Source organism: Novisyntrophococcus fermenticellae (genome assembly GCF_018866245.1).
Classification (GTDB): Bacteria; Bacillota; Clostridia; order Lachnospirales; family Lachnospiraceae; genus Novisyntrophococcus; species Novisyntrophococcus fermenticellae.
In genome coordinates this window covers 294,431-320,985 of the sequence record NZ_CP076458.1, presented here as the reverse complement: position 1 = coordinate 320,985, position 26,555 = coordinate 294,431, and the positions used below count along the sequence as shown (strand labels likewise).

Annotated in this window: 25 protein-coding genes and 1 riboswitch; of the genes, 18 read left to right on the top strand and 7 right to left on the bottom strand. The window is 52.1% G+C overall.

Features of this window, described 5'->3' with window-relative positions; all coding sequences use genetic code 11:
• Window positions 1-2: 2 nt before the first annotated feature.
• From KNL20_RS01475 to KNL20_RS01455, 5 genes are all read right to left on the bottom strand, one after another.
• The gene (locus KNL20_RS01475; protein ID WP_230398910.1) at window positions 3-1,655 is read right to left on the bottom strand and encodes an ABC transporter ATP-binding protein; all 1,653 of its coding nucleotides are present in this window, start codon (window positions 1,653-1,655) and stop codon (window positions 3-5) included.
• A complete protein-coding gene (locus KNL20_RS01470) occupies window positions 1,645-3,411 on the bottom strand; it encodes an ABC transporter ATP-binding protein (RefSeq protein ID WP_230398909.1) in 1,767 nt (588 codons plus the stop codon). The genes KNL20_RS01475 and KNL20_RS01470 overlap by 11 nt, the downstream gene beginning before the upstream one ends.
• The gene (locus KNL20_RS01465; protein WP_230398908.1) at window positions 3,408-3,881 is read right to left on the bottom strand and encodes a MarR family winged helix-turn-helix transcriptional regulator; all 474 of its coding nucleotides are present in this window, start codon (window positions 3,879-3,881) and stop codon (window positions 3,408-3,410) included. The genes KNL20_RS01470 and KNL20_RS01465 overlap by 4 nt, the downstream gene beginning before the upstream one ends.
• Window positions 3,882-4,048: 167 nt before the next feature.
• Window positions 4,049-4,420 carry a class I SAM-dependent methyltransferase gene (locus tag KNL20_RS01460; protein WP_018306936.1) on the bottom strand — a complete coding sequence of 124 codons (372 nt, stop codon included), beginning with the start codon at window positions 4,418-4,420 and terminating at the stop codon, window positions 4,049-4,051.
• A gap of 4 nt (window positions 4,421-4,424) precedes the next feature.
• Window positions 4,425-6,947 carry a cation-translocating P-type ATPase gene (locus KNL20_RS01455; RefSeq protein ID WP_230398907.1) on the bottom strand — a complete coding sequence of 841 codons (2,523 nt, stop codon included), beginning with the start codon at window positions 6,945-6,947 and terminating at the stop codon, window positions 4,425-4,427.
• 112 nt (window positions 6,948-7,059) lie between these two features.
• Window positions 7,060-7,166: riboswitch (NiCo riboswitch) on the bottom strand.
• A 293-nt stretch (window positions 7,167-7,459) separates the two neighbouring features.
• Between KNL20_RS01455 and KNL20_RS01450 the strand changes: the two genes are divergently transcribed.
• From KNL20_RS01450 to KNL20_RS01440, 3 genes are read left to right on the top strand one after another with little or no spacing between them, the layout of a single operon-like run.
• Entirely contained in the window at window positions 7,460-8,128 is a 669-nt protein-coding gene (locus tag KNL20_RS01450; RefSeq protein WP_018307432.1) for a DUF6088 family protein, read from the top strand.
• Complete coding sequence (locus KNL20_RS01445; RefSeq protein WP_018307433.1) at window positions 8,109-9,116, top strand: nucleotidyl transferase AbiEii/AbiGii toxin family protein; 1,008 nt, start codon at window positions 8,109-8,111, stop codon at window positions 9,114-9,116. The genes KNL20_RS01450 and KNL20_RS01445 overlap by 20 nt, the downstream gene beginning before the upstream one ends.
• A gap of 18 nt (window positions 9,117-9,134) precedes the next feature.
• Window positions 9,135-9,557, top strand: coding sequence for a hypothetical protein (locus tag KNL20_RS01440; RefSeq protein ID WP_018307434.1), 423 nt, complete (start codon window positions 9,135-9,137; stop codon window positions 9,555-9,557).
• A 101-nt stretch (window positions 9,558-9,658) separates the two neighbouring features.
• Here the strand turns inward: KNL20_RS01440 and KNL20_RS01435 are convergent, their stop codons facing one another.
• A complete protein-coding gene (locus KNL20_RS01435; protein WP_018307435.1) occupies window positions 9,659-9,826 on the bottom strand; it encodes a hypothetical protein in 168 nt (55 codons plus the stop codon).
• A gap of 200 nt (window positions 9,827-10,026) precedes the next feature.
• Between KNL20_RS01435 and KNL20_RS01430 the strand changes: the two genes are divergently transcribed.
• The 5 genes from KNL20_RS01430 (at window position 10,027) to KNL20_RS01410 (ending at window position 14,740) form a co-directional block, all read left to right on the top strand.
• Complete coding sequence (locus KNL20_RS01430; protein ID WP_018307436.1) at window positions 10,027-10,932, top strand: conjugal transfer protein TrbL family protein; 906 nt, start codon at window positions 10,027-10,029, stop codon at window positions 10,930-10,932.
• An 85-nt stretch (window positions 10,933-11,017) separates the two neighbouring features.
• The gene (locus KNL20_RS01425) at window positions 11,018-11,401 is read left to right on the top strand and encodes a DUF7768 domain-containing protein (RefSeq protein ID WP_018307437.1); all 384 of its coding nucleotides are present in this window, start codon (window positions 11,018-11,020) and stop codon (window positions 11,399-11,401) included.
• A gap of 8 nt (window positions 11,402-11,409) precedes the next feature.
• Window positions 11,410-13,917 (top strand): DNA cytosine methyltransferase, encoded by a 2,508-nt coding sequence (locus tag KNL20_RS01420; RefSeq protein WP_334299997.1) that lies wholly within the window; start codon window positions 11,410-11,412, stop codon window positions 13,915-13,917.
• Window positions 13,893-14,150 (top strand): hypothetical protein, encoded by a 258-nt coding sequence (locus tag KNL20_RS01415; protein ID WP_018307439.1) that lies wholly within the window; start codon window positions 13,893-13,895, stop codon window positions 14,148-14,150. Before KNL20_RS01420 ends, KNL20_RS01415 begins: the two co-directional genes overlap by 25 nt.
• A 2-nt stretch (window positions 14,151-14,152) precedes the next feature.
• Window positions 14,153-14,740, top strand: a complete 588-nt coding sequence (locus KNL20_RS01410) for a hypothetical protein (RefSeq protein ID WP_026199018.1) — start codon at window positions 14,153-14,155, stop codon at window positions 14,738-14,740.
• Window positions 14,741-14,787: 47 nt separating this feature from the next.
• Here KNL20_RS01410 and KNL20_RS01405 read toward each other — a convergent pair whose 3' ends face one another.
• A complete protein-coding gene (locus KNL20_RS01405) occupies window positions 14,788-15,471 on the bottom strand; it encodes a DUF3885 domain-containing protein (protein WP_018307441.1) in 684 nt (227 codons plus the stop codon).
• 171 nt (window positions 15,472-15,642) lie between these two features.
• Between KNL20_RS01405 and KNL20_RS01400 the strand changes: the two genes are divergently transcribed.
• From KNL20_RS01400 to KNL20_RS01355, 10 genes are all read left to right on the top strand, one after another.
• Window positions 15,643-17,472 carry a VirB4 family type IV secretion system protein gene (locus KNL20_RS01400; RefSeq protein ID WP_026199019.1) on the top strand — a complete coding sequence of 610 codons (1,830 nt, stop codon included), beginning with the start codon at window positions 15,643-15,645 and terminating at the stop codon, window positions 17,470-17,472.
• The gene (locus KNL20_RS01395) at window positions 17,472-17,972 is read left to right on the top strand and encodes a hypothetical protein (RefSeq protein ID WP_018307443.1); all 501 of its coding nucleotides are present in this window, start codon (window positions 17,472-17,474) and stop codon (window positions 17,970-17,972) included. The genes KNL20_RS01400 and KNL20_RS01395 overlap by 1 nt, the downstream gene beginning before the upstream one ends.
• 13 nt (window positions 17,973-17,985) lie before the next feature.
• The gene (locus KNL20_RS01390; protein ID WP_018307444.1) at window positions 17,986-19,023 is read left to right on the top strand and encodes an amidoligase family protein; all 1,038 of its coding nucleotides are present in this window, start codon (window positions 17,986-17,988) and stop codon (window positions 19,021-19,023) included.
• Window positions 19,024-19,035: 12 nt separating this feature from the next.
• The gene (locus tag KNL20_RS01385; protein WP_018307445.1) at window positions 19,036-19,539 is read left to right on the top strand and encodes a gamma-glutamylcyclotransferase family protein; all 504 of its coding nucleotides are present in this window, start codon (window positions 19,036-19,038) and stop codon (window positions 19,537-19,539) included.
• A 4-nt stretch (window positions 19,540-19,543) separates the two neighbouring features.
• Window positions 19,544-21,052, top strand: coding sequence for a peptidoglycan DD-metalloendopeptidase family protein (locus KNL20_RS01380; RefSeq protein ID WP_018307446.1), 1,509 nt, complete (start codon window positions 19,544-19,546; stop codon window positions 21,050-21,052).
• Window positions 21,053-21,075: 23 nt separating this feature from the next.
• The gene (locus tag KNL20_RS01375) at window positions 21,076-21,450 is read left to right on the top strand and encodes a DUF3846 domain-containing protein (protein WP_018307447.1); all 375 of its coding nucleotides are present in this window, start codon (window positions 21,076-21,078) and stop codon (window positions 21,448-21,450) included.
• Window positions 21,451-21,463: 13 nt separating this feature from the next.
• Window positions 21,464-21,730, top strand: a complete 267-nt coding sequence (locus tag KNL20_RS01370) for a DUF6103 family protein (protein ID WP_018307448.1) — start codon at window positions 21,464-21,466, stop codon at window positions 21,728-21,730.
• A gap of 279 nt (window positions 21,731-22,009) precedes the next feature.
• Complete coding sequence (locus KNL20_RS01365; RefSeq protein WP_331468259.1) at window positions 22,010-22,528, top strand: hypothetical protein; 519 nt, start codon at window positions 22,010-22,012, stop codon at window positions 22,526-22,528.
• Window positions 22,528-25,455, top strand: coding sequence for a MobP3 family relaxase (gene mobP3 / locus KNL20_RS01360; RefSeq protein WP_230398905.1), 2,928 nt, complete (start codon window positions 22,528-22,530; stop codon window positions 25,453-25,455). Before KNL20_RS01365 ends, mobP3 begins: the two co-directional genes overlap by 1 nt.
• A 150-nt stretch (window positions 25,456-25,605) precedes the next feature.
• Complete coding sequence (locus KNL20_RS01355) at window positions 25,606-26,550, top strand: DUF3991 and toprim domain-containing protein (RefSeq protein WP_230398904.1); 945 nt, start codon at window positions 25,606-25,608, stop codon at window positions 26,548-26,550.
• The last annotated feature ends 5 nt before the right edge of the window (window positions 26,551-26,555 follow it).

The window sequence follows — 26,555 nt, the reverse complement described above, 5'->3', positions numbered from 1 at the left end:
TGTTATTCACCAATTTGAATCAAGCGAGAACTGTGCGTGCTCTCATTCAGACGATGGGAGATAGACAATACGGTCCGCCCCTTACACGCCCGTTCCAGGCCCTGCAGCACCCGCAACTCAGTTTCACTGTCCAGATTTGCAGTGATTTCGTCCAGCAGTAAAATTTTAGGCTGTGACGCAACCGCCCTTGCAATGGAGAGAAGCTGAAACTGACCTTGAGAGAAGGTGAGCTTTTCCACCGGCGTGTTGTACCTCTGGTCCAGTTCCATAATATTTTCATGCAGGCCTACCAGTTTTGCAGCTTCTTCAATCTGTTTCTGACCGATGGAATCATCAAACAGAGAAATTTGCTCCGCCACAGTTCCGGCAACTGAATGAAAGGTCTGCTCCACATAACCGAACAGCTTTCTTTTTCGTTTATCTGAAATTTGGGCGGCATCAATGTCATTGATCAATATTTGCCCTTTTTGCGGAGCATACAAGCCAAGAATCAACTTGAACAGCGTGCTTTTTCCGGCACCGGTTCTGCCTATAAATGTGACTGCTTCGCCCTGCTGCACAGAAAAACTCATATCCTGTAAGACTACGGTTTTATCGTCATATCCAAATTCCACATTGTCAAAGCTAATAGCTGATTCCCCGTTTGCGTCGGAAAACGCCCTGTTTGAGGTGCCCTCCGGAACGGTGCGCTCTCTTTCAGACAGGAATTCGTTGATTCGCTTTACGCCTGCCACAGCAGACTGAATGTTCTGGATCTCCATGCCGATGCTTTCAAGCGGCTCAAACACCTTGCCCACATAGGCGATGATGGCAACTGCCGTACCCACGGTAATTCCAAAAAACTGTTGCATTCCACCGCCCAAAGCGGCGAACACCATCATCACTGCAATCACGCAGGAGCTGACAAAAATGACGATGGGAGAATAAATGGAATCATACAGATTGGACTTATCGAGGGCACGGAAGCTTTCCTCAATATAGGAATCATACTTTTCTTCCATGTACTTTTGCCGAAACAGGGTATGAATCGTGCGGATGTTATGAATGGTTTCAGGCACATGATTGTTTACCTTGCTGACGGCGACACGGTTTGCAAGCTGCGCCTTGAGCATTCGCTTTTGAAACAGACGCGTCATGGCGAACAGCGCCGGAGTCACCAAAAGCATCAGGATTCCAAGCCCGGTGCTTTTATAAAAGATGACCATAAGAATGCTCAGTACCTTAAACGCATCGGCAACCATCCCGATAATGCCGTTTGTAAAGAGAGAATCCACCACATCCACATCATTGACAAAGCGAGAGGTGATTTTGGCGGGGGCATGCTGTGTAAAATAAGCCGCCGGCAGTCGTTTCAGTTTGGCGCAAAGCTCGCTGCGCAGACTATGGGTCATCTTTTGCCCGAACACCGTAATCATCACGCTCTGACCTGACTCCAGCAAATCAGAAAGTGCCAGCAGCCCAAAGTAACCAAGGGGCAGCACAAGAGAAACGGCCTGCCGTCCGGTCAGCCGGTTTACCATCTGCTCCAGAACAAGGGGAGGAAACAGCGCGGCTGCCACACAGGCGGCGATCAGAATACCGGTGAGAAGGGTCATCCCACTGTTTTGACGGACGGTCTTCCGAAAAACGACGCCAAGTCCGTTCTTATTCTTCATGGCCTGCACCTCCCATTGCCTGCGCCTGATAGAGTGTCTCATAGGTGCTGTTTCCCCGCATCAGCGCAGAATGGGTGGAAAGTACGCTCGTGCCATGCTCCAGAAAGAGTACATGATCCAACTGTGGAAACAGCTGTAAACGGTGGGAAATTAAAATAACGATGCGGTCTGCAGCCAGCAGACGCAGATTTGCAAAAATCTCCCGTTCGGTTTTTTGGTCCACTGCGGAAAAGGGGTCATCCAAAATCAAAATCTGCCGTGCATGATAGCAGGTGCGAGCCAGCGCAAGACGTGCCTGCTGACCGCCCGACAGACGGATTCCACCGCTGCCGACGGAGGTAGCCGCTCCCTGCGGCATTTTACAAATTTCATCTGCCAGACACACCGTTTTCAGGCAGCGGGCTATTTCGCCTTTTTCACCCAGACGAATATTTTCTTCAATGCTCTCTGTCATCAGCTCCGGTTCATGCCCCAGATAGGACAGCAGCCGGCTGCGCTCGTATAAACTCAGCGTGCGCAGTTCTCGCTCATCTACCTCAATGCTACCCTCGTAGGGCAGTTCCCCCAACAGCGCCTTGCCCAGCATGGATTTTCCGCTGGCAACTGCTCCCGTCACGCCGATGATTTGTCCCGGCTGTGCGGAAAAAGAAATCCCGTGCAGCACCTGCTGCCCGTTTTCCCAGCGCAGAGACAAATCCCGCACTTTAATCGATGCCCCGGCAGAAAAATCCATATCGGACAGAGTAGACTGCTCCACATACTCTTTCATAAGCGGTTTGATTCTCGCCCAGGAAACCTGTGCCTTTTGAACAGAATTAAACAGCTTCGCAGTCTTGGATGACTTGAGCGCCATTTTGGCAAAGCAGGACAGGAATGTGGTGAAAGCGGCGATATTCCAGTTGCTCCAGCCAGTACCGGTAACATTTTTACCGCCCAGATACAAGACAAATATCACACCGCACATGGAAATGATGTGGTAGAGCGGCTGCATGGTGTTCTCCCAAAAATTTGCTGCCACTGCGCACTTTTCATAGTCTCTCAGGTACCCCTCATAAGCTAGGTCCCTGTTTTTATCACAGCTGTAAATGCGATAGGTAACCGCATTGGAGACTCTGTCCATGGTGGCACCGTTCAGCCGTTCGGCGCTTTTTTTGTATGTCCCGTTGTACTGCGTTACCCGGTGTTTCAAACGTCCTGCGATGAAATAAGCGACAGGGGTAAAGGCACAGGAAATCAGCGTCAGACGCCAGTCGTAATAAAACAGCATGGCAAGGTACGCAATCAGCACCACGCCGGTATCAAACACCTCTGTGGTGAACTTTCGCATGCCCTCCGCGCAGGCATCCACATCCGATACCGCTTTGGTCATCACCGTTCCAATGCTTTCTCGCTCCAGTTCATCCCGGCTCATGTTCACGAGGCTGTTGTAGAGCATATGACGCATGTTGCGGCTGGTATTATTTGCAAAACGGCGCACATAGAAGCGCTTCACGCAGCGCATGACCTGCACGGCTAAAATGACAATCAGATAGACCACCGCCAGTGACAGCATGGCGGAAAAGGATTCACGACCACCCATAATGTCGAACAGGCACTGTGCCAAACGGCCTTCAAAATATGGCCCCGCAATCATTCCAACATTGTAAAGGATGCCTGAAATCGTAACCAGCGTGAGCGACCAACGTTCCATCTTGAAGTAGGACAGAATATGGTCAGGCTGAGAAACCTGTTTGATATTTTGATTTGTGCTGCTCATTTTCCTCCGCTCCCTTCTAAAAAGCGGTGAATGAGGTTTGGAAAGTCTGCCTTGCTCTCTGCCTTGGAGCGCGTGTAAAGGATGTTCAGCAGCCGACAGAACTCAGCATTTTCCTCAGGAGACAATGTTTCCTGCAAATATTCATAATAAAGAGCTTCAACGGAAGCCTTGGAGTTTTTTAATTGGTCAGCCTTTTCAGTGGCATAGAGCAGCTGGCTGCGGCCATCGGCAGGGTTTGCCTTTCTGATAAGATACCCCTTTGCCTCCAGATTGGCCGCACGGCGGGCAGCGGCCCCTTTATCCAATGCGAGAATCTCCCGAATGGCAGCCTGTGTGATGCCGGGATTTTTGCGAACCACATGGATGAAATCATATTCCGCAGTTCCAATACCGTCCAGCTTCAGCATACGGGCAGTAAACTTATTGACTTCACGGGCAATCTTTGTGATTTGCCGTTTAGTGGCATCCATAATAGCACCTCCAGCATAAAAAAGATGTAGTATCAACTAAACTGTATGATACTACATCTTTTATTTTCTGTCAATGAAAATGGATATTAAAGGATCTAAGGTGAGGTTTGAAGAGAAAACATGTTCACCATATGAACAGAGGAAAAAGGAGAAAAATGATATGATAACTAAAATTCGCTCACCTGCCTTTGACAAGGATACTCTGGACTATATTGTTCTAAATCATCCACACTGCACAAGGAAAAGGTTGAAACCACAGTATCAAATGTGTTGTCGTCAAAATGAAGTGCAGCGGCACTTTCCGAAAATAACGCAACCTCGATGGCACTATCCTTCAGCTTTCTAGGATAAGCCTCCACAGTAGCAATGTGTGTAATATTAGTAGGATAAAGGGGAAGGTTGGTGCCTTCCCCAATTCCTATTTCAAGAATGTTGCCGTATGCGTGTTTCAGCAGTGCGGTACGCTTTTTCAAAATGGAATTTTTTCCAATATTCCATCGCATCAGCGTTGGAAAAGCAATATCTTGATACCAGCCCATAGGCTTACCTTCTGAGCAGCTTTTTTACAAGCTTCACAAGCTCATACCAGAACACGGCTACTGCTGCAATCCCAACGGCTTTCAAAAGCATGGGTACAGACAGCGGTGCCAGCTTCAAGAATGCATTCAGCGGAGAGTAAAGGATAATGCCCAGCATCGCAAGTGTTCCGAAGTTCACGGCCCACATTACCTTGTCTTTTGCAAGACGAATGATAGATTGCAGGGCGAAGTCATGATCAGAGCTGTTCACCTGCACCAAGAATAAGTTGGAAATCATAATAATGGAAAGCCCTATGGCGCGGGCAACCGATGCATTGTCTGCATTGCCGGAGAGCGTCACATAGTAAGCACCAAAGGATGCGGCAAAGATGACAAGACCCTGCAACACGCTTTTCGCCAGAATGTGCGCAGTCAAAAGCTTTTCCTTGGGGTCACGAGGTTTTCGTTCCATAATATCTGTTTCGGCAGGCTGGCGCTCCAGCACAATGGAGCAGGTGGGGTCAATCAGCAGCTCCAAAAGCACAACGTGCAGCGGCAGCAAAAGCAGTGCTGTCGGCGCAATGCCGAGGATAGGTGCAAGCAGGGAGGCAAATGCAATAGGGATGTGAATGGTGAACACATAGCCCACTGCCTTGCGGATATTATCATAAATTCGCCTGCCATCCTTGACTGTTTCCACAATGGTGGTAAAGTTGTCGTCCATTAAAATAAGGTCGGCGGCCTCACGAGATACCTCACTGCCACGCTTGCCCATTGCAATGCCGATGTCTGCATATTTTAGAGCAGGTGCATCATTAACACCGTCACCGGTCATAGCAACAATCTCGCCGTTGTCCTTAAACGCTTTCACAATGCGCATTTTATGTTCAGGAATAACACGGGAGAAAATGCTGACATCCTTAACCCTTTCACGCAGTTGCACGTCAGTCATTTCGTTTAGCATATCGCCTGTGATGATATGGTCACTGTTTGGCATACCAATTTTCTTTGCAATAGAGGATGCGGTAATTCCGTTGTCGCCTGTAATCATAACAACACGAATACCCGCCCTATTGCATACCGCAATGTCTGCTTTTACGCTTTCACGTGGGGGATCTGCAAGCCCGATGAGTCCGCAAAGCGTCAAACGACAATCGATGATTTGTGCTGGAATTTCCGATTCGCTCTGAGGGCTTGCAGTGGCAACCGCAATGACTCGCAAGCCTTGTTTCGACATTTCGGTAATTTTATGCTCCGCTACTTCTTTGTCGTTCTCCGTCAGCTCACAGATGGTCAAAATACGCTCTGGTGAACCTTTTGCGGCAATAACAATGCTGCCGTTTCTTCTCCATATATGTCCCATCATTTTCAGTTCATTGGTAAAAGCATATTCGCTAATTAGTTCGCCGCCAAAGAGATGTTCTTTGGAGATGCCAAGCCCATCACAATGTTTAAGCATTGCTTTTTCCATTGGGTCATAGGCGTCAGTTTCGCAGCCAAGCCCCATCACTTCACACAAGTTATGGGTGTCGCCATCAGCCGCCCAAGTGTCCTGCACAGTCATCTGGTTCATAGTGATGGTACCGGTTTTGTCTACGCAAAGTACCGATACAGCACCCAGCGTTTCAACGGACGGAAGCTTGCGTACAAGTGAGTTTTTCTTAGCAAGCCGCCACGCACCCATAGAAAGGAACACGGTAAGAATCACCGGAAACTCCTCGGGTATCATTGCCATCGCAAGGGTAATACCAGATAGAATACTCTCAATGAGTCGGTCTCCAAAGCCATGGTCTGGTATGTTAAACCAAGTGAACACACCCACAAGGGCAAACAAAACGGCCGCTATTCCAGCGCATAGCTTAACAAGGCTGCCTGTCTGCTTTTGAAGCGGAGTATCCTCATCGGGTGCTGCGGCAACATTTGCACCGATTTTACCGTATTCGGTAGCTCCGCCGATTTTGTCAACCAGCACTGTTGCTGTTCCTTGTGTGACCAAAGTTCCTGCATAACAGTAATCCTTCCGCCAATAGTCAGAAATGGGCTCTGCACTTTCGGTTGGAATTTTCCACACACCTTCTGCTTCGCCTGTTAAGGAGGACTCATCCACGCACAGGTCATTACATTTTAGCACAATACCATCAGCAGGAATTTTGACTCCCTCATAAATCATCATTAAGTCGCCAGGAACAAGATCGCAGCTTGCAATTGTCTGCTCCTTGCCGTCACGAATGACTGTGACATGTGGGGCAGACAAATCCTTGAGAGCGTTCAAGGTTTTATCTGTTTTCCATTCTTGGATGACATCAATGCTGATAATGCCCACTACAAAAATGAGCATAATCGCACCATCTCTGGGTTCACCCAGAATAAAATAGATGATTGCAGCAACAATCAGCAGCAAAAACATCGGCTCACAGATAATGTGCAGAACTTTTCTTAGAAAGCTCTCTTTCTTCTGTGAGGTCAATTCATTTTTGCCATATTGTTCCTGCAATCGTTTTGCTTCGGCGGCGGCTAGGCCTGCCATGTTCAGTTTGTTGCTTGTCATAAAAGTTACCTCCGTTTTAGCCTTTCGGCAGTCGTTTGATAGCTCTATGGCACTCCATTTTCGTGGTCGTTGTTCCATTTGGGTATAAAAATAGCACACCTATGGAACATACTACTGTCCCACAGATGTGCGCATTATGCAATCTGCTGCCACTCGTTGGGTGGCCCGGCCCCATGACCTCTTATAAAAAAGGTTCATCGCCTGCTCAGTTTGTACTGTTGATCTCGCATTCCAAGTAAAGAATGTAATGCAGTGCAAAGAGGTTACTAAATATTATATGCGGCTGTAATGTAATTGTCAACTAAAATATGATAATTTCCCATTTCTTGAAAAAGGGGGGCTTTGTTTGAAAATTAAAATCCGTTCACCGTCCTTATGCAAGTATTGACTGGACGATACTTGGTATGTAATCAGGAGAAAATTGACTTTCGGCGCATAAAGTGATATTATAATGGCAATGATTATAAATGAAAATCAACCATATAATATCACTTAACCGGGAGGTGAAGCACATGGAGCAGATTGGATATGGAGAACACATTGCAGAGACTGTTAAAAATATTCCCTACGAGGCAGCAATTCAAACAGAAAATATTGCGGCACAACTGGCGGAAACCTTTGCCTTGCCCTATGAGCAGGCCAAGGCACTGACCAATGTGAAGCTGAAGCGGATGGCGGACAAGGGCGAAATTGAAAGACTGCAAAAGGGCGTCTATTGTCAGGTGAAGCAGACCATATTCGGGAAAGTTACGCCGAGCATTGAGCAGGTGATGAAGAAAACCCTGACGGAACAGAACGGCGCCAAAATCGGGTACGAATCCGGCGCATTCCTGATGAACAGGCTGGGACTGACGACGTTGATTCCCCGCAACATGGAAATCACCACAAACCGTTATGGCGCAAAGCTGCCGAAAGATTGCCATATTAAGCTGAAAAAGCCTGCTGTGCCGATAACGGACGACAACTGGAAATATCTCCAGTTCATCGATCTGACAATGGCGCTTGCCGATGCGCATATAGATGCGGAGAAGCCGGAGCTACTGCTGACAGGCTATGCAAAGCGACAGGAACTGGATGGTCTTGCCCTGCTGTTTACCGCACGCAAACATTACTCGGCAAAGGTGATACTGCCCCTTATCGATTTACTCATGGAGGTGAACAATGAACTTACATCAGGATAAAGACGCATTTGAAGCCCTGCTCTCGGACGTCAGCCGCAGAACAGGCATCCGAAGCGACATTATAGAAAAGGATTACTATCTGACGCTGCTACTATGGGAGCTGTCCGTAAAGCAGGAGTCCCTTCCCGCATACTTTAAAGGCGGAACCGCCCTGTATAAATCCATCGGCCGAATGAAACGCTTTTCGGAAGATATTGATCTGACGGTTGCAGTTCATGACTGTTCAAAAAGTCAGGGAAAAAAGCGGCTGGAAACATCGGCAAACGGCTATCATACTCTTTCAAGGACAACCGATAAAGCCAGAGAAAGCAATCAGAAGGGCAGCATCACCAGCGTATATGAATACGTTCCTGTAACTGCGGTGGATTCCGCTGATGCCCTGCAGCGTTTTGGCTATGTAAAGGTGGAGGCAACATCCTTCACCATCAGCGAGCCGGTGGAAATCCTTGAAATCTCACCACTTCTTTATTCAGAGGCAACCGGTGAGCAACGCCAAATTCTCGAATCAAATTACGGAGTAAAACTCTTTCCTGTGCAGACCATCAAGCTGGAACGTATCTTCGCAGATAAAATACTGGCTGCGGAATTTTATTACCAGCGGCGTATGCTGTTTGATACCGCCAAGCACCTTTATGACCTTGCCATCATGATGGAACAGGAAAGAATCCGCACCCTGCTCTCAGCGCCGGAAGAACTCACAGCCATGCTCGCCTATAAGCGAAAAGAAGAAAGGGAGCGGATCGGAAGTGACCTGTCGGAAAAACCTTTTTCCCAATTCACCCTTTTTGATGCTGTTGGCACGGATGCCGAGCTGACGGTAGCCTTTTCAAAAATGCAGGAGATTTATGTATTTTCCCAAAGAGACATTCTTTCTCCGGCACAGCTCTCTGAAAGCATGGCAGTCTTGAACCAAACCCTACTCCAGTTGGATGAGGGTCTTGAAAGGACGCAGGCTCCCGGTGAGCATACCCAGCAGAAAATGCTGTAACGCACAGGAGGCGATGCGATGAAGCACGGCGAAATTGTGGGGAAAATTCATAACTCCATGTATCAGCAGCTCCAAAAGAGCGGTATAGCGGCACCGGTGCAGGTGCTGATGGATCTGAGCATCCTCTCCAAAGAGGATTATGAGCGGTGGCGCTTCGGCAAGGTGGATTATTTGGAGCGTGTCTGCAAGGTGAACCTCTCCGAGCTGTCCCTTATCATGCGGGAAATCCGAAGCTATGCCGCCAAAAACAAACTCAAGGCTTCGTGGACTTTTTATAAACAGTGGGGACTGAAAAGCTTCCCCCATGCAAAGAAACTCCGGTTTTCCAAAAGCGGCGGCGAGGACATTGAAAAAGCCTATGCCACCCATTATATAAACCCTGTCAGAGTGAGCGAGCTAAAACAACAATCACAAATACTTTCCAAGGCGCACTGTGAATGAACCCACGGTGCGCCTTTTTTATTTCTCCCAAAAGGCGTTTGCAGCAGCAAAACAAGGAGAGCGGCAGAACCGCTCTCCTTGCTTTTTGCAAACGGACTTTGTTATTTATCGTTGCCGTCGGGTTCTGAATCTCTTTTGAGTTCCAGCACAACACCGTCATCGCCGGAGATGAAAAGCTCCTCCGTCTTTTGCTGCGCACGCTGAAGCAGCGAAATGGCATCTGTCACATCGTTAAACAGCGAATCATACATTTTTTTGTAATCTGCCACGCAACTGACCTCCTTTTCCTTATTTCGGCGGCCACCGTTGTGTGGTATTGAAGCTCTGAACGAACAGATTGTCAAGTCGTTTTTGAAGTTTTATGAATCATTGCGCCCTGCCTGAAATCCGTTCAGGCAGATACAAAGGCACACCGCAGCATTGCTATGGTGTGCCTTTTTTATTTCTACAGAAAAGAGGTGAAAATCCAATGTTCATATGGGACTTCGTCCTTGGAACCGTGATGGATCAGATCATCGAATGGCTCTACGGACAGGTGGTCGGCTTTCTGGCCGACTTCTTTGCACAGATGGGGAACATGGGCGTGGAGCTGTTTGAGATGAGCTGGGTACAGTCCATCGTCCTGTTTTTCTCCTATCTGGCTTGGGCGCTGTACGGAACCGGGCTGGTGGTGTCGGTGTTTGAAACCGGCATAGAATACCAGCACGGCCGGGGCAGCGTAAAGGACACCGCTTTAAACGCCATCAAGGGCTTTATGGCGGTGTCTCTTTTTACCATCGTACCGGTGGAGCTGTTCAAGCTTTCGGTCAATCTCCAGAGCAGCCTCACGGCGGGCATCACCGGGTATGGAACCAGCTTTGGCGACCTTGCCGGAAACATCATTTCCGAGCTTGGCAGCTCGGCGGACATCGGCGGCGCCATGGGCTCCGGCGTGTTCGGCGGACTGTCTGTCATTACCAGCCCCATCCTGCTGCTCTTTATGATTATCATGATGGGCTATGCGGTCATTAAGGTGTTCTTTGCTAATCTGAAGCGCGGCGGCATTTTGCTGATCCAGATCGCCGTGGGCAGCCTGTATATGTTTTCCGTTCCCCGCGGCTATATCGACGGCTTTACACAGTGGTGCAAGCAGATTATCGGCCTGTGCCTGACCACATTTTTGCAGGCAACCATCCTCACGGCAGGGCTTATGGTCCTGCGAACCCATGCCCTGCTGGGACTTGGACTGATGCTGGCCGCCGGAGAAGTGCCGCGAATCGCCGGAGCCTTCGGGCTGGACACCAGCACAAAGGCCAATGTGATGAGCGCCGTGTATACCGCACAGGCAGCCGTCAACACCACCCGCACCATCGTACAGGCGGTAGCGCCGAAATAAGAACCTCTACGGTTCCCAAAATCAAAGATTTTGACCGTAACGAGAACCTTGTTACTCTCGTAATAACGCAGAAAGGAAAAAGCCTATGAAAGTAATTTATGTAGCGTCCCCCTACGCTGGGGACATCGAACAAAATACCGAATATGCCAGGAGAGCGTGCCGCCATGTGATGAACGAGGGGCACGCTTTTTTTGCGCCCCATCTGCTATATCCGCAGCTCCTTGATGATTCCAATCCGCGGGAGCGTCAGGCAGGTCTGGACATGGGGCTTGCCATGCTGCCCCGCTGTGACGAGCTATGGTGCTACGGCGACCGCAGCTCCCATGGAATACACCTTGAAATCGAGGAAGCGGTCAGGCTCGGCATCCCGGTGCGCCGGGTAACGGAACAGGAAAATGGCTTTGTCATTGGCAGAGTAAAAAACACCGTACCGGCCGAGGCTCCCATACAGGCGATGAGGATGGTCTGATGATGCGCATGGGGAGCCTCTTCGATGGGATTGGAGGCTTTCCCCTTGCCGCCGTCCGCAATGGGTTCACTCCCGTATGGGCCAGTGAAATCGAAGCCTTTCCTATCGAAGTGACGAAAATCCGATTCCCCGAAATGCGCCATGTCGGGGATATTACAAAGCTGGACGGAGCGAAATTGCCGCCCGTGGATGTCATTTGCGGCGGCAGCCCATGTCAAGACCTTAGTGTGGCTGGCCAGAGGGCTGGCTTGGCGGGAGCGCGCTCCGGCCTGTTTATGGAGCAGACCCGAATTGCGAAGGAGATGAGAAAATCCGATGAGCAGCGAAACGTACCAGCTTACCTTGTTCGACCTCGATACCTCGTTTGGGAAAATGTCCCCGGGGCCTTCAGCTCCGCAGAGGGGGAGGACTTCCGGGCGGTCATCGAGGAGATCGTCCGCATTAAGTACAGTGCCTGTGATGTGCCTCGACCTGAGTCCGGGCGCTGGGAATCTGCTGGGGCTATCCTATTGGGAGATGAATTCAGCCTGGCTTGGAGAGTCATGGACGCTCAATTCTGGGGAGTCGCCCAGCGTCGCCGTCGCATCTTCCTTGTCGCAGATTTTGGAGGCACAACCGCACCAGAAATACTATTTAAGCAAGACAGCCTGTTTGGGGATATTGCGCAGAGCGGAGGCCAGAGGCAAGGAGCTGCCGCCCCAGCTCAGGGATGCGCTGATGATACAGGCGGGGCTTGCCTGACCCCGTGGGACGTACAAAGCCGCCGCATTTTTGAAGAAACCGGAACATGGCCTGCCCTTTATGGAGGCGAGGGGGGCGGGCACGGATATATCCAGACAGAAGAAAAAACAGCGATAGCGTTTGCCGCCAACCAGCGTGATGAAGTACGGAATTTGCACGATGTTGCAGGGGCAATACAGGCTCAGCCGGGGATGAAGCAGCAGACCTTTGTAGCGGATATCGAGAAAATCAGTGCCTTTCATGTCAACCAAAGGGATGAGGTAATTGATTTAGATGGCATATCTGGTGCGCTGTTAGCAACCCGAAATATGCAGATGCAGACCTTTGTCACCCGACAGCCGCTGTTCTGCTTAAACGATCAGGGCGGCGAACGGATGGATGTCACCGAGGATGTTTCGTCTACACTGCGCGCTGGTATGGGAGGGCATCCTCCGCTGGTATCCCAGCCCAATTGCATGAACGGATGGGACACCCAGCAAAGCCGTGTGTTCACACCGGAAGGCGTGGCGCCTACGCTTGCCGGTGCGGACGGCGGCGGAGGCAGAAACCCGGCAGGGCTTCTGTTTGCGGCAGGAGTTGTCAGCAAGGGTGACGGGGATTGTTTTTTGACCCCTGAAACGCACACCTCGCTAACCGGCGGCGGTGGGCAGGCCGGACAGGGCTACCCCTGTGTGCTTACCGCAGGCTTCTGCGGCAGCGCCAGCGCCGAGGCCAGAGGAATCGGCTATCAGGCGGAGTGTTCCCCTACCATTAAAACAGGCACGGCACCATCGGTGCTCTGCCTCAACGATCAGGGCGGCAGCCAGATGCACTGCACGGAGGATATCACCGGTACGCTCCGTGCCCAGGAGCATGGACATCAACCGTTGGTGTTTGACAACCATGCACAAGACTCTCGTTTTACTGGGCCGGTGGCGGTATCGCAAACGGTATCCGCAGGCTTCGGTCAGGGAGGAAACAACCAGCCGCTGGTCATGGCGACTCAGCAGGGCGGCGCTGAAATTGGCGAGGGCATCTGCCCGACCATTACCTCTACCGCAGGAACCTCCGGCAATAACCAGCCGGTGCTGTTTGAAAATCACGGCATTGACAGCCGCTACACCGGCCCGCATGCTGTGGCGCCCACCATGTCTGCCCGGATGGGAACCGGTGGCAACAATGTTCCGCTGGTGGGGAGTGCCGTTGCCTTTTCGTTGGATTCGAAAGAATCCAACAGCATGAAATCGGCAAATCCCCATTCGGGATGCCGGGAAACGGATGTTGCCAGAACCATTGACACAACCAACCCCGACCCCAGCAAGAACCAGGGCGGCATTGCCATCTTGCAGGAAACCATCTGCATTGCGGGCAACACCATCGATCGGGAACCGGAAAACGGTGGCAACGGTCTTGGCTGTCAGCCGGACATCAGCTACACCATTACGACCTCTGACCGGCATGCAGTGTGTGAGCCATACCAAGAGGTGGTGGGTGCGCTGTGCCGTGGGGACGAGAAAGGCATCGGCAGCCAGTATGTCAGTCAGAACAAATGCATCGTGGAAAGGCGCAACCTCATTCGCAGGCTGACCCCGCTGGAATGCGAAAGACTCCAAGGCTTCCCCGATGGCTGGACGCTGATTCCCGGTGCATCGGACAGCGCCCGGTACAAGGCGCTGGGCAACAGCGTGGCGATACCCTGTGTGGACTTTGTCCTCCGCGGCATCGCCTATTTTTTGCGAAAAATTGATGAGGAACAGGAGGAATTACCCCCATGTACATCTACCCCGACAACCTAAAATCCAAGGCTACCCTGTGGCTGTGGGAGCTACGGGATATCGGAATCATCGGCATTGGCTGCCTGATTTCTGTCTTCGCTTTTTCCAGGCTGGGCTGGCTGCCGCCCATTGTCCTGACAGCGGTCTATGCCTTTTTATCCATCCGCTTCGAGGATGTGAGCATCCTTGATTTTATCCGCTACTCCGCCGCTTTCTTTTTCGGAAAGCAGCAGACCTATGAATGGAGGCCGTGAATATGAACCGAGAAAAGAAACAGGAAGCCAGAGAAAAAGCCTCCACCCGCCAGCTCATGGGCATTGAGGGTATCACGGATCACAGCCTTGTGACTCCCCACGGCGAGCTGGTATTTTTTATGATTAAGCCTACGAATATCAGTGTTTTGTCCGATTCCAGCATCGGGGCAAGGATTTATGCCCTAATGAATGTGCTCAAGGGCATCTCGGATATCGAAATGCTGTGCTTAAACAGCCGCGAAAACTTTGAGGACAACAAAAGCTACCTGAAAGCCAGAATGGACGCCGAGCAGAACCCCGTCATCCGAAAGCTGCTTATGCAGGATCAGACCGCCCTTGACCGTATGCAGGTGCAGATGGCGACGGCAAGGGAATTCTTAATCATCATCCGGCTGAAAAATGAAAAGGAAAGCGATGTTCAGCCTTACCTTTCCCGTATCGAAAAGAGCCTCAAGGATCAGGGCTTCACGGTACGCAAGGCGGATGAATCGGACATCAAGCGCCTGCTGGGTGTCTATTATGAGCAGAATGTCACCACCGAGGTGTACGAGGATTACGATGGGGAACGTTGGGTTATTTTGAATGAGTGAGCAAATAAAACAGGAAGCCAATACTTTTAATCTTGGCTTCCTGTTTTTCACTTCTTAAACATGCTCTCTATCTGTTTCTTATCATAATCCATTATCCAGTGTTTATATTTTTCATAGAACGGATAAAGTGTGCTTTTTTCCTTTGCAACAAGGTCAAGACCACGGTCATCATATAAGTGAAACAATATATTTTGATCGGTATCAAATAGAAATACGGAACTTTCAAACTGTGAATTTCCGCCGCCCTGTGATGGGAAGTCTGAAAGAATGATTTGCATCAGTAAAGACTTTATATCAAATGAAATGTCTTTTAGGTTCCAATAGCACTCCACTTGCAAGAGAAAATCCGTTTCATTTTTCATTGAATTATGGGTAATCAAGATTTCCCTTTCATCTGCAGGCAAAGGCAAACCTGTTGTGCTGCAAATAATATTCAAGTTTTCACGTTTATCCGCGAGCTGTTTCTCACGGCTTTTTTCCGCATCAAGATGTACATCGATTCTCAGGATATCAAAGCCTGCTGGAAAATCACTATAAACTTGAAATGCTTTCTGATATGCATTTTCAAAGTAAGCAAAATGTTTATTATCGCCCCAAGGCTCTGATATCTCAAACCGTAAACCTATAGGACAATGATAGAAGATGGGATGCTCTAATACCGGCATACCAATATTTGATAGTGTATCATCAACAAATTGTATTAAAGTATTGTTTATATCAATTACCTCCAAACAATCATATTCTCCTCCATAGGGTCTAAAACTTCATTTATCTAAAACGTGTTTTTATGATACTTATTATACCTCACATCTTTATCAAAGTGAACCCATTTACCGCAAGCCGTCACAAACGTGGCGGCTTTTCTTATATCCAAAATCAAAAACAGAAAGGAAGAAACGCCGATGGCAAGAAAAAGAAAGCCCCAATCCCCGCCACAGGAGGATGTGAAAATCAAGGATTTCCTTGACATGATCGCACCGGGCATCATCAAATTCAACACCGACCACTTCCTCTGCGGCAACACCTACCGCTGCGTATGGGTGTTGCGGGAATATCCCACCGCCACGGAGGAACAGGCCATCCTACGTCACCTTGGAGAAAAGGACGGCGTGACCCTGCGCATCTACACCCGTCAGGTAACGGCGGCAGAGGAAAGGAAGATCATCCACAATGCCGCCAACAAGAACCGCATGGATAAGAGCTCCACCAACGACCTCCAGCAGACCGTCACCGCCGAAAGTAATCTGCAGGATGTGGTCACGCTGGTATCCTCCATGCACCGAAACCGGGAGCCGCTCCTGCACTGCGCTGTGTTTCTTGAGCTGACCGCCCATGATCTTGATGGACTAAAGCTCCTTCAAACCGATGTGCTCACGGAGCTGGTGCGTTCCAAGCTCAATGTGGACCGGCTCATGCTGCGCCAGCGGGAGGGCTTTCTCGCCGTGGGCCCTGCCGGATGGAATGTGTTCGCCAGCCAGTTTGAACGGGTGCTCCCGGCAAGCTCTGTGGCCAATTTGTATCCCTTCAACTACAGCGGCAAGACCGATCCTCACGGCTTTTACCTCGGCAGAGATAAATTCGGCTCCAATATCATTGCGGATTTTGACAAGCGCGACGATGATAAAACAAACGCCAATGTGATGATTTTGGGCAACTCCGGCCAAGGCAAGAGCTATCTTCTCAAGCTTATCCTCTGCAACATCCTCGAATCGGGCAAGTCTGTTCTTTGCCTGGACCCCGAACACGAATATGTGGAGCTGGCCGAAAACCTCGGCGGCTGTTTCATTGACCTTATGTCGGGCCGGTACCGGATCAACCCGCTGGAGCCGAAAACGTGGGACGAAGGCGGCAGCCCGGAGGACGCCGACGCACCCCAGGCATTCCGCCAGTCCACCAAGCTCAGTCAGCACATCAGCTTTCTCAAGGATTTCTTCCGGTGCTACAAGGATTTTTCCGACCGGCATATTGACGCCATTGAAATCATGCTGGGTAAGCTGTACGAAAGCTTCGGCATCAGTGACCGCACCGATTTCAGGAGCCTTGCCGCCACGGACTACCCCATTTTGTCCGACCTGTATGCCCTGATTGAAGCCGAGTACAAGGGCTACGACAAAACCAAATACCAGCTCTATCCGCCGGAGCTACTGCAGGAAATCCTGCTGGGGCTCCACTCCATGTGCATGGGTGCGGAAAGCCAATTTTTCAACGGCCACACCAACGTGACCTCCGACCGCTTTATCGTGTTCGGCGTTAAGGGACTTTTGCAGGCCAGCCGAAACGTGAAAAACGCCCTACTATTTAATGTGCTTTCCTTCATGAGCGACAAGTTGCTGACCGAGGGCAACACCGCCGCCTCCATTGACGAGTTGTACCTGTTCCTCACCAACCTGACGGCCATCGAATATATCCGCAATTTTATGAAGCGTGTGCGCAAGAAGGAGTCGGCGGTGATTCTTTCGTCGCAGAACTTGGAGGACTTCAACATCGAGCACATCCGGGAGCTGACAAAGCCCCTGTTTTCCATTCCATCTCATGCGTTTCTGTTTAACGCAGGCAACATCGACAAGCGGTTCTATATCGATTCCCTCCAGCTGGAGGAATCCGAATATAACCTCATCCGCTTTCCCCAGCGCGGCGTGTGCCTTTACAAATGCGGTATTGAGCGGTATAACCTTGCGGTTCACGCTCCGGCGTATAAGGAGAAATTGTTCGGAACGGCGGGCGGCAGATAATGAAGAAGGGAGAAAAAATCATGAACAGACTGCAGCAGCAGAAAGAAAACAAATCAGGACTCCTCGAAGATATGCTGTCCTTCATCCGCTACACCCCCAACCGGGAAGCGGATCTTTTAGCCTTTATGGAGAAGTACCAGAAAGCGGACTGCGACGAACGCCCCGCTGTTCTGGAGCAGCTTCGGCGCTGCATGGACGGTAAGGAATACCCCGATCCCTATGCCGGGAGCTATCATTACACCCCGGAGGATGTGTCTCTCATGGGGCAGATTCTGGATGATTACATCGACGCTCTCACCTTGGCACAGGGCGATCCCGCCGCCGTTTCTGAGTGTGTGCGGGATACGGTACTGAAAATCAATGCGCTCAACGAGGAATGCGGACGGTATCTCATCGACACATGGCGCAGGGAGCGGCTGTGCGGCTTCATCAATTCCGCAGCGGAGCTGGCGGGACTGTCTCAGGAAAAAGACCTGACCCAGCAGCACAGGATGTGGTAAAGGCGGTGATGACATGGAGATACAGGGTCAGGATTTTGGAATCGAAATTGAAATGACCGGGCTTACCAGAAGCCGCGCCGCCGAGGTTATTGCCGAGCATTTCGGCACCACAAAAGAATATGAGGGCAGCTTCTACGATGCCTATTTCGCAAGGGATACCACCGGGCGCAAATGGAAGGTCATGAGCGACGGCAGCCTGGACTGCCAGCGGAAGGAGGGGCGCAGGAAGGTCAGCGCCGACCGAAACTACAGCGTGGAGCTGGTCAGCCCCATCTGTCAGTACGGGGATATCGAAACAGTGCAGGAGCTGATCCGCAAGCTCCGAGAGGCCGGGGCATTTGTGAACTCTTCCTGTGGGATTCACATTCACATCAACGCCGCCCCCTTTGACGCACCCCATCTGCGCAATCTGGTCAACATCATGGCGGCCAAGGAGGATATGATTTATAAGGCATTAAAGGTTTCGCGGGGGCGGGAAAGCCACTATTGCCAGAAGATTGACCCCGCCTTTTTAGAGCGGCTCAACCGGCAGAAGCCCGCCACACTCGACCGGCTGAAAAGCCTCTGGTACAACGGCAGCGACGGCAGCCGGGAACATTACCACCACAGCCGCTACCACTGCCTGAATCTGCACAGCGTGTTTCAAAAAGGCACAGTGGAATTCCGGGCGTTCAACGGAGATTTGCACGCCGGAAAAATCAAGGCATACATCCAGTTCTGCCTTGCCATGACCGCGCAGGCGCTTAACCAACGGTCGGCAAGCCCTACCAAAACACAGTCCAGCAACGAAAAATATACCTTTCGTGTGTGGCTTCTGCGCCTCGGCATGATTGGGGACGAGTTCAAAACCGCCCGCAAGCATCTGTTGGATCACTTGGAGGGCTGCATTGCGTGGAAAGATCCGGCGCAAGCGGAAAGGCAAAAAGATAGGCTGCGGCAGAAGCGGGAGGCGGAGCGTTCACAGGCACAGACACCACCGGAGGAAGCGGTACCGGAAACCGAAATGGAAGCGGAGGATGAACATTCCTCCGCTTTTACTATGTCCATGTAGAAGGGAGAACGTATGAAAAACAAACTGTATATTGCCTACGGCAGCAATCTCAATCTGCCGCAGATGGCGCACCGATGCCCCTCCGCCAAGGTGGTGGGCGCATCCGAAATCAAGGATTATGCCCTTGTGTTTCGGGGCGGCCGAAACGGTGCCGTCGCCACCATCGAACCCTGCGAGGGCGCCTTTGTCCCTGCTCTGCTGTGGAAAATCACGCCAAAGGATGAAGCGGCGCTGGATGTTTACGAGGGCTTTCCCCGGTTCTATGACAAGGAGATGATGGAGCTGCCTCTGGACGGTCAGTCGGTGTCCGCCATGGTCTATGTGATGACGCAGGGGCATCGCTTGGGGCACCCTTCGGAGTATTACTACAACACCATCCGTGAGGGCTACAAAACCGCAGGGTTTGACACCGCTGTTCTGGAGCAGGCGGTGGACTATACCGAGCAGCTCATGGAGAGCGAGCCGGAGCCGGAACAGCAGAGTCTGTTTGGTTTTGGCGGAATGAAATGGTGGTGACAGCATGGCAGATCCCGCAACCATCACAGCGGTTGCCAAAGCCGCCGTTGCCGTGCTCTCGGATGAGCGCATCCGAAAAACCATCGGCTGGGTGATCGCCGCCGTTCTGTCCCCGCTGATTTTAATCATTGTGCTGGTCTGCTCGTTGCTTTCCGGCACCACAAACCACAACAACACCGCTGTGGAGCTGTGCTTTCACGGCGGTGTCATTCCGTCAAGTATGCCTGCGGAGTACCGGGAATACATCGGGGATATGCGTCAAAGCTTCACCCTCATAGACGGTGCTATTGCCAGCGTGAACGCAGAAATGGAGGATGGGGACAGCCTTGACGATTACCGGGTCAAGGCGATTTTTTATTCTCTGTTCTTCGGCGCAGCGTCCCCCTCCCGGCTGGAACACCGGCGCTATGTGAACTGCTTCGTGACCTACGAGGAACGCACCCGCACCGTGGAGAACGGCGACGGCACCACCTCGGAGGAAACCTACACCGTGGCTGTTCCCATTGCTTCGCTGCCCACCGTCTACAACAACATCCGCACGCTGCTGGGCAGAGCCATCACCTATGAGGATCAGGCCAACGCCAATGAAATCTATTACCGCGCCCGGTACGGTACCGGCGCACCCATGGAGGGAGACGGTTCCGGGCTTTGGGAGGACTGGTCACCGGATCAGATAGACGGCTTTTATTCCGATTTGCCCATCGGAGAAGTGGGTTCGGAGGCTGTCCGGCTGGGGCTTTCCCGCCTTGGCGACCCGTATTCGCAGGAAAAGCGCGGACAGGGCAGCTACACCGACTGCAGCTATCTTGTGCAGTGGGTGTACAAAAAGCTGGGGGTAAATCTCCCCGGCACCGCTGCGGCGCAGGGAAAATACTGCGTGGACAACGGGCTGACCATTCCGAAATCCAGCCTTGCTCCCGGCGATTTGGTGTTTTGGAGCCACAAGCCCAACGGCCGCTTCATGAACATTACCCATGTTGGCATCTATGCCGGGGACGGCAAGGTGGTGGATGCATCCTCCTCCAAAGGACAGGTCGTCTACCGGGATTTATTTGATTCCGGCAAGCAGGTGCTGTACGCAAGGCCCTATGCCGAAGCGCCAGAAAGCTTCGCCTCTGGCTTAATTTCTCCGCTGGGAAAGAGCTGGCGCTCCATGGTGACCTCCGAATTCGGCGGCAGGACGGACCCCATCACCGGACAGCAGGCGGGACATTCCGGTCTTGACCTCGGTGCCTCCAAGGGCACCTCCATCCGTGCGGCACAGGCGGGAACGGTGAAAACCGTGGTCTATGGCAGTACCGGCTACGGCTACTATCTGACCATTGACCACGGCGGTGGGCTGGTGACTTTATACGGTCACTGTTCGGGGATTCTCGTCCAGGAGGGGCAGACCGTGAAAGCCGGAGAAACCGTTGCCAAGGTGGGCTCCACCGGGCGCAGCACCGGAAATCATCTGCACTTTGAGGTGCGGGTGAACGGCGTGAAGCAGAATCCGAGAAGCTATCTGCCATAAAAAAAGAAAGAAGGGATGATTTTATGAGTGAAAACAAGATCACGGTACTCAAAATTGAGCCGGGGCAGGCACCCCAAGTCAAGGAAATCCAAAACGACCTTGCCAGCCTGCAGGCGGAGGTGGGCGGCCTGATTGAATGCATCCGCTTTCCAAACGGCTGTGTTGCCGTCTGCAATGAGGAAGGTAAATTAAACGGAATGCCGCCCAACAGAAGGCTGGGCGCGGACATTATCTGCGGCCCGTTTTTTGTCTGCGACACCACCCGTGATGGGAATTTCACCTCGCTCGGCAAGAGTAAAATCGCGGAATACAGCCAGATTTTTGCTGACATTCCCGAATTCACCGGGCAGGAGCCGGAGCTGGAACCCGGCATTACCTTTATTGGATTTGAGTATTAAGGAGGGCACTCAGATGAAAAAAGAAAGCATCACCATACAAATGGACGGCGAAAAGCTCCGTGCCGTCAAACGCTACATGGAGAAAAAGGACGCGGACTTGGAACAGGAACTTTGCGATTCTCTGCAAAAGCTCTATGAAAAATACGTTCCATCTTCCGTCCGGGAATATATTGACGAGGGCTGCGAAGATGCTCCCGCCGCCGCTTCGTTCAAAAAGCAGAAGGAAAAAGAGAAGGCCGCTGCTGCCGCCGACGGAACACAGAACGGGTCGGCACATTAAGGCACACACCCGTCCCCCCGCGTTGCCCCCCGTTCGCCCCTGTGTGCCGCTTTGACAGGCGGGGTGGCATCCATGCACCCATCCCGCCCTAAACGGCAACGTAAAGGCTGTGTGCGGGGCGTTTGGAAAAGCGCGCCGGCTCCCAAATCCGGCAGCTTCCCACGGTCGAAAAAAGAGCAGGATAAAGGCGGGTGGTCGCAAGCGTCCTCCCGCCAACCACTTCGCCCAGCAGTGCTGGGCGTTTTTCGCACCTTCCCATGAGGTGGTCGGATTGGGACTTTGGCACGGTCAGGGTGGTCGGAATCTGCGAAAACGCAGGGACACAAAGGATTTTATACGGTCACCTCACAGGTGAACACCCACAAAAATGGAGGTTTTACCATGAAAAACAACAAAGAACGAACGGCAGTCTGGCTGTATCCCGAAACCATGGAACGGCTGGACGGCTGGCTGAATCAGGACAACTGCAAAAGCCGCAGCGAGTTTATTGAAAAGGCGCTCTGCTTTTACATGGGCTACCTTGGAACGGAGGACACCTCCTCCTATCTTTCCAAGGCCCTGCTTTCCTGCATGGAGGGAACGCTGCAGAAAACCGAAAACCGGGTGGCAAGTAATCTGTTTCGCCTTTCGGTGGAAATCAGCATGATGATGCATCTCTTAGCAGCCACGCTGGAGGTTACCGATGAGGAACTGCTCCGACTCCGTGGACGATGTGTTTCCGAGGTCAAACGCACCAAAGGGAAAATCCGTCTAGACGATGCGGTGGAGTTCCAAAACAGCGCCGAAGGGTCTGAATAATGGCGCGGATTATTCTCAAGTGCCCCTACCTCAAGGGCAATGAAAAAAACGCCGCCCACTTAAGTAACCTGGTCAAATACATTGCCACCCGTGACGGCGTGGAAAAAATGGAGAGCGCCCACCGACTCTGGCACTCCACCAAAAAGCAAAAGGAGCTGATCGCGCAGATACTCCGGGAGTTTCCGGATACCAAGGATTTATTTGAATACGAGGATTACTGTGATACCCCCAACCGGGGAAACGCCTCGGAGTTTATTTCCATTGCGCTGGAACAGAATCTTGATCAAATCAGCGGTCGGGAAAAATATCTGGACTACATTGCAAACCGTCCCCGCGTAGAAAAGTTTGATACCCACGGTTTGTTTACAGCCGGGGATGCGCCGCTGGTCTTGTCACAGGTGGCGGAGGAAGTGGCCGCCCACACTGGCAATGTGTGGACGCCGATTATTTCTCTGCGCCGGGAGGACGCCACGCGGCTGGGCTATGATAGCGCCCGTGTATGGAAAGCCCTGCTTTCCTCCAAAGCGATGGAGCTGGCGGAGAACCTGAAAATCCATCCCGACCATCTGAAATGGTACGCGGCATTTCACAATGAATCGCACCATCCGCATATTCACATGATTTGCTACAGCACCGATCCAAAAGAGGGCTACCTCACGAAACAGGGCATCCGCAAAATGAAGTCCTCTCTGGCAAATGAGATTTTCCGTCAGGAGCTGATTCCGCTGTACGGTGAAAAGACTCAGCGTCGGGACGAGCTGAAGGAACAGGCGGCCGAGTCCCTGCGGGAAATGATCTGGCAGATGAAGGGCGGCGTTTTGGTCAGCGAGCGAATGGAGCAGCTCCTCACGCACCTTGCCGAACGTCTGCAAACGGTCAGCGGCAAAAAACAGTACGGCTATCTAAAAGCTGACCTGAAAAATCTCGTGGATGAAATTGTGGATGAGCTTGGAAAGGACAGCCGCATTGCCGAAGCCTACCGCCTGTGGTGGGAGGTGAGGGGCAGGATCGAATCCATCTACACTGAAACACCATCCGATCCGCCGCCCCTTTCCCGCTGCGAGGATTTTAAGTCCATCCGCAATAGGGTCATTCAGGAAGCCATGAACCTTGGCAGCGGTGTCATGACCTTTGAGGAACCGGCCTCTGTGGAAACCGCTCTGCCGGATGCCGCCCCGGATGACGATACATCCGCCGTGGAGGCTCCACCGGAGAATGCATCAGCCGAACCGGAGGATGCGTCCGAACCGCTGCCCCGAATGTCTTCCTCCGATGGAGAGAAATCCTCCGGCTCATGGTGGACGGAAGAATACAAGCTGGCAAAGCAACATCTGCACGGCGATGAGGACGCCGGAATCCCGCAGGATTTTCACACAGCCCGTGAACTCTTCCTCACGGAAGCGGATAAAGATAATCCCCTGGCGCTCTATGACCTTGGTCGTATGACCGCCGACGGGCTTGGGTGCGAAGCGGATACGGCTGAAGCATATCGCTGGTACGAAAAGGCACTTGCGGTGTTCCATGCTGCCGAGGAAGAAAAGCCTTGGAAATACACCGAGTACCGCATCGGCAAAATGGTTGCCGCTGGGCTTGGAACAGAGCAGGATTATCTGCAGGCGGCGGACTGGCTCACCCTGTCCGCAAACGAGAATTACAAATATGCACAGTATTCCCTCGGCGGTCTGTATTATCACGGTAAGGGCGTGGAGCACAAGGTGAATTGCCCCGAAGGGGCAAGAGAAGGTGGCCTGGGCCAAGATCATGAAACCGCCTTTGACCTCTACACCCGTTCGGCAGACCAGAGCTTTCCCTATGCCAGCTTCGAGCTTGGTAAAATGCTGCGGGACGGCATCGGCTGTGTGAAAAACCAGCCGGACGCTGACCGTCGTTTCAGAGAGGCCTTCCACGGCTTTGTTTCTCTGGAGGAAAAAGGGCACGACGATAAGCTCCAGTACCGGCTGGGCTGGATGCTTCTGAATGGCGTCGGCACAGAAAAGGATGAGGCCGGAGCCAAGGAATACTTTGAAAAGGCGGCGACGGTAGGAAATCCCTTTGCCTGCTACCAGCTCGCCAAGCTCATTCTTGCAGATGAAGCAGCGCCGCTACAGGAGGTGGAAAAGGCTCTCGGTTATCTCCGGCAGGCGGTGGAGGCTGAAAATCCCTACGCCGCATATTTTCTCGGCAAGCTCTATGAAAAGGGGCAGCACGTCCCGCAGAACACGGCCGAGGCAGTACGGCTCTATACCCTTTCGGCAGAGCAGGACAACGACTTTGCTGCATACCGGCTCGGCAAGCTGTACCTTGGCGGCGAGGGCGTCCTCAAGGATGTGGAAGCCGCTATCCGCTGGCTGACCTTTGCCTCCGACCGGAAGAATCCATTTGCCGAATATGCCCTTGGCGTTCTCTACCTCAAGGGGGAAGATGTTCCGAAGGATGTGCCCGAGGCATTGGAATACCTGAAACGCTCCGCCGCACAGGGAAATCAGTTCGCACAATACCGGTTGGGCAAGGTTTACCTCATAGGAGAAGATGTGCAAAAGGACATTCCAGCTGCCCTGCAATTTCTGACGGATGCCGTAGAACAGGGCAACCAATATGCGCAGTACACCCTCGGCAAGCTGTACCTGATGGGAAAAGACGTACCAAAAGATAAGGAAGCCGCCGCTCAGTGGTTTACCCTGTCAGCGGCGCAGGGCAACATTTATGCGCAGTTTTTCCTTGACCATATAGACGAGTTCAAAGACCCCTCTGTCCTGCTGGCGGGCACCCGACTCCTGCATCACATGAGCCGGGTGTTTACGGACAACGCTCCGCCCTTGAAACCGCCCGGACAGCGCACCGACCGCAAGCTCCTGCGCAGGCTCCGGGAGAAGAAGCAGGCGCAGGGTCATGCACGGAACGATCACGAACAGACCATGTCACTCTAAAAACGATGGGAGGAACACCATGAAAAAGCAGAAAAAGAAAACAGGGCGGATACCCATCCAGAAAAACCGGTACCCAAAGTTATGCCGTCCTGCAAAAAGGGCGGCATTTTTTCATCGAATCGGCAATCGCCACAGATAGGAGGTATGTCCATGGGTGCCTATGTGCATTTTACGGATGAACAGAAATACCGTGCCAACAATGTGGATCTGGCGGACTTTCTCCAGCGGCGCGGCGAAAAGCTCCTGCCCAGCGGACGGGATAAGCGGCTGGCCTCCGACCACAGCATCACCGTCCGGGGAAACGAATGGTATGATCACTCCGCGGAGAGCGGCGGGTATGCCATTGATTTCGTGCGGAAGTTTTATGGATGCTCGTATCCCGAAGCCGTGACCCTGCTGCTGGGAGGTGAGCAGGGCGAGATCTATCGGCCCGCCTCGCAAAAGAAACAGGAACCGAAAAAGCCCTTTGCGCTCCCACCGACCCATACGGATATGCGCCGTGTTTATGCGTATCTGGTAAAAACCCGGCATATCGGCCGAGAGGTGGTCAGCTTCTTTGCAAAGCAGAAGCTCCTCTATGAAAGCTGTGAAAAATCTCAGGACGGTACGAAGGAATATCACAACGCGGTATTCGTGGGCTTGGATGAAAACGGAGTTGCCCGCCATGCCCATAAACGTGGAATTTACACCTTGGGGCAGGCATTCAAAGGAAATGTGGATGGCTGCAATCCCCGCCACAGCTTTCACTGGCTCGGCGAAAGCGGGCATCTGTATGTTTTTGAAGCGCCGGTGGATATGCTGTCGTTCATCACGCTGAACCCGCAGGAGTGGCAGCGGCACAGCTATGTATCCCTCTGCGGCGTTGGAGGCCAGGCAATGCTGTGGATGCTGGAGCAGTATCCGCAGCTCCGGCAGGTGTCTCTCTGTTTGGATAACGATGAAGCCGGGCACAAGGCCAGCGAACGGCTGAAACAGCAGCTTGCGGAACAGGGCTATGAATCGGAGCGGCTCATGTCTCAAGGGAAGGATTGGAATGACGATTTAACGGAAGCCGCACAGCAAAAGCCGGGTAGCTTTGAAATGAGGATGTCATAGAAAAA